The sequence below is a fragment of the Ruminococcus sp. B05 genome, from assembly GCF_003628495.1.
In the GTDB taxonomy this organism is placed as follows: domain Bacteria; phylum Bacillota; class Clostridia; order Lachnospirales; family Lachnospiraceae; genus Schaedlerella; species Schaedlerella hominis.
Genome location: NZ_RBZR01000031.1, coordinates 1 through 2549, shown reverse-complemented (window position 1 = coordinate 2549; position 2549 = coordinate 1). Strand labels below are relative to the sequence as shown.

The window sequence follows — 2549 nt, the reverse complement described above, 5'->3', positions numbered from 1 at the left end:
AATATTTAATTCCACGTAACAAACGAATTGAGAAATATAAAGAAAAATGGTGTGCATAGAAAAACGACCGCGCATTTCGTACGATCGTTCATCAGCACTTTATTTTAGTTATTTAACTTGTCTACTTGACAGGAATCAGATCACTCCGTCCCCAAATGGCCCCCGTCCCTAAATGATCCCTAACTTTGCAGTTCTTCACACACTGCACGATATTTTTCTGCATAAATGCTTCCTTTCTCCCAGATAAAATCAAAATCATGCTGCATTTTAAAATCTGAGAGTTGAATTTCTCTTAGCGTCCCCTTTTTCAATTCGTCTTCAACTGCAACTTTATACATAAATGAAATTCCGCAGTCTTTCTTTAAGAATCCTATAATCGTATGCATATTTTCTACTTCTACATAATGCTGAAAGTCTTCTATCTTCATTCCTCTTGCAAGCAATAATTCTTCCAGAATATTTCTCGTTCCGGAACCAGTTTCCCTTACAAGCAGACGTTCCTGCAAAAGCTCTTTCATTGTTTTTGGATTTGCTTGTTCGAATTTATGCTCGACTGCACAAACTGCTATATAATCTTCGGTGCTATATTTTCTATGTTCATAGTTTTCTTTCGGATAATTTCCTTCCACCAATGCCATATTAATATCCCCTTTATCAAGCAACGTTAACAGTTGTGCCGTATTCCCGTAATGGATATGCAAATTCATCTCGGGATGTTTTAGCAAAAAATCCGCCAGTCGCTCTACAATCGCATATTCTCCAATTGTCATTGTAACCCCAATAGAAAGGACTTCTTTCTTGTTTTCTTGCACTTTGATTTCATTTTTCAGTGCAAGCTGATCATTTTTCATCGTCATGAGACGCTTTTTTAAGATTGCTCCTGCTTCTGTCATTTTAAGCCGCTTGTTATGATAGGAAAATAATTTGGTATCATATTCTTTCTCCAGGAAATGAATATGCTGTGATACTGCGGGTTGTGTAATATGAAGTCTCTTGGCCGCCTCTGTGAAATTCATGGTTTCAGTAACCATCAAAAATGTTTCTATTCTAAAATCTAACATGCTGTTTTCCTTTTTTATCATTCAAGTCGAATGTCCGTGAGACTTGGCGCGTGATTCTGGTCATCGAAGCTGACATATTCCTATCAGAATCACTGCGCATCCTCGCGGAGCGTTTATCTCAGTCGGAGATTGGACTCCCACTGAGACAAATTTGCTATTACTCACCACCTGAAGAGGTGGGAGTCTTCTCGACTGAGATAATATATTTTTATCTTTCAATAACATTATATAATTTTTTATTATTGTTTTCCAGTGTTATACTTTGTAATTGTTTAGTAAAATTCAAGTTATTGGTCACACATAATGTAAAACGTAACGATTTCAATTACAAAACACAAAACTATTTCAAAGAAAGGAATTTATCATGAATTTTATCAAGAAAAATCTTATCGGCATTCTGGTTTGTTTCTTTATTGCCATTCCTTCCTGGCTTATCGGAAAAATATTTCCTGTCATTGGGGGACCTGTCATTGCGATTCTTGCCGGAATGGTAATCACTTGTTTCTGGACAAATAAAAAAAATGCAGAAGCCGGAATCAAATGGACTTCCAAAATCATTTTACAGACCGCTGTTGTCCTCCTTGGTTTTGGTATGAACCTCGGAGTTATTTTGCAGACCGGACGTCAGTCCCTTCCGATTATCATCAGCACAATTAGTACCTCTTTGCTTATCGCATGGCTGCTTCGCAAAGTGTTAAACGTTCCTTCTAATACCTCTATTTTAGTCGGAGTTGGTTCTTCCATTTGCGGAGGTTCTGCAATTGCCGCCACTGCACCCGTCATTGACGCTGATGATACAGAAGTGGCACAGGCAATTTCCGTTATCTTCTTCTTTAATGTCATCGCTGCTGTACTATTTCCAATCCTTGGAAATGCTCTCGGTTTTGATACTACAAGCGGAAATGCTTTCGGTATATTTGCCGGAACTGCGATTAATGATACATCTTCTGTCACTGCTGCTGCCTCTACCTGGGACAGTATGTGGAATCTTGGAAGTGAAACACTGAATACTGCTGTCACTGTAAAACTGACTCGTACTCTGGCAATCATTCCAATTACACTGGTTCTGTCCTTGATTCGTGCAAAGTCAGCCGCAAAAGATGGAAAATCAACCGGAAATTTCAGCCTGAAACGTGCATTTCCAATGTTTATCCTGTATTTTATCATTGCAGCAATTATCACAACTATATGCATGAGTCTCGGCGTGAGCGCAGATGTATTCGCTCCACTGAAAGAATTGTCTAAGTTCTTCATCATTATGGCGATGGCTGCAATTGGCTTAAACAGCAATGTTGTCAAGCTGGTAAAATCCGGTGGCAAACCAATTTTACTTGGAGCATCCTGCTGGGTTGGCATTACTGTAGTCAGCCTGATAATGCAACATATCATGAATATTTGGTAAGAGTTGATTTGGTTGGGGTGCCAGTTGGGGACGGGGTTTAGTGGCTTTTTTTTGTGGGGGCAGAAGGAGCATTAAGACCCCCCGCC

General features: G+C 39.2%; 2 protein-coding genes. One reads left to right on the top strand and one right to left on the bottom strand.

Going from position 1 to position 2549, the window contains the following annotated elements; translation table 11 throughout:
• Positions 1-179 precede the first annotated feature (179 nt).
• Positions 180-1061: a LysR substrate-binding domain-containing protein gene (locus D8Q48_RS15045; protein WP_117991556.1), complete on the bottom strand. Its 882-nt coding sequence runs from the start codon at positions 1059-1061 to the stop codon at positions 180-182.
• A gap of 364 nt (positions 1062-1425) precedes the next feature.
• On the opposite strand from D8Q48_RS15045, the gene D8Q48_RS15040 reads away from it, so the two are divergent.
• Positions 1426-2463, top strand: coding sequence for a YeiH family protein (locus D8Q48_RS15040; RefSeq protein WP_121057080.1), 1038 nt, complete (start codon positions 1426-1428; stop codon positions 2461-2463).
• Positions 2464-2549: the final 86 nt, after the last annotated feature.

Coding starts and splice junctions, on each gene's coding strand:
- D8Q48_RS15045 (WP_117991556.1), bottom strand. CDS start 1,061: ATGTTAGATTTTAGAATAGAAACATTTTTGATGGTTACTGAAACCATG.
- D8Q48_RS15040 (WP_121057080.1), top strand. CDS start 1,426: ATGAATTTTATCAAGAAAAATCTTATCGGCATTCTGGTTTGTTTCTTT.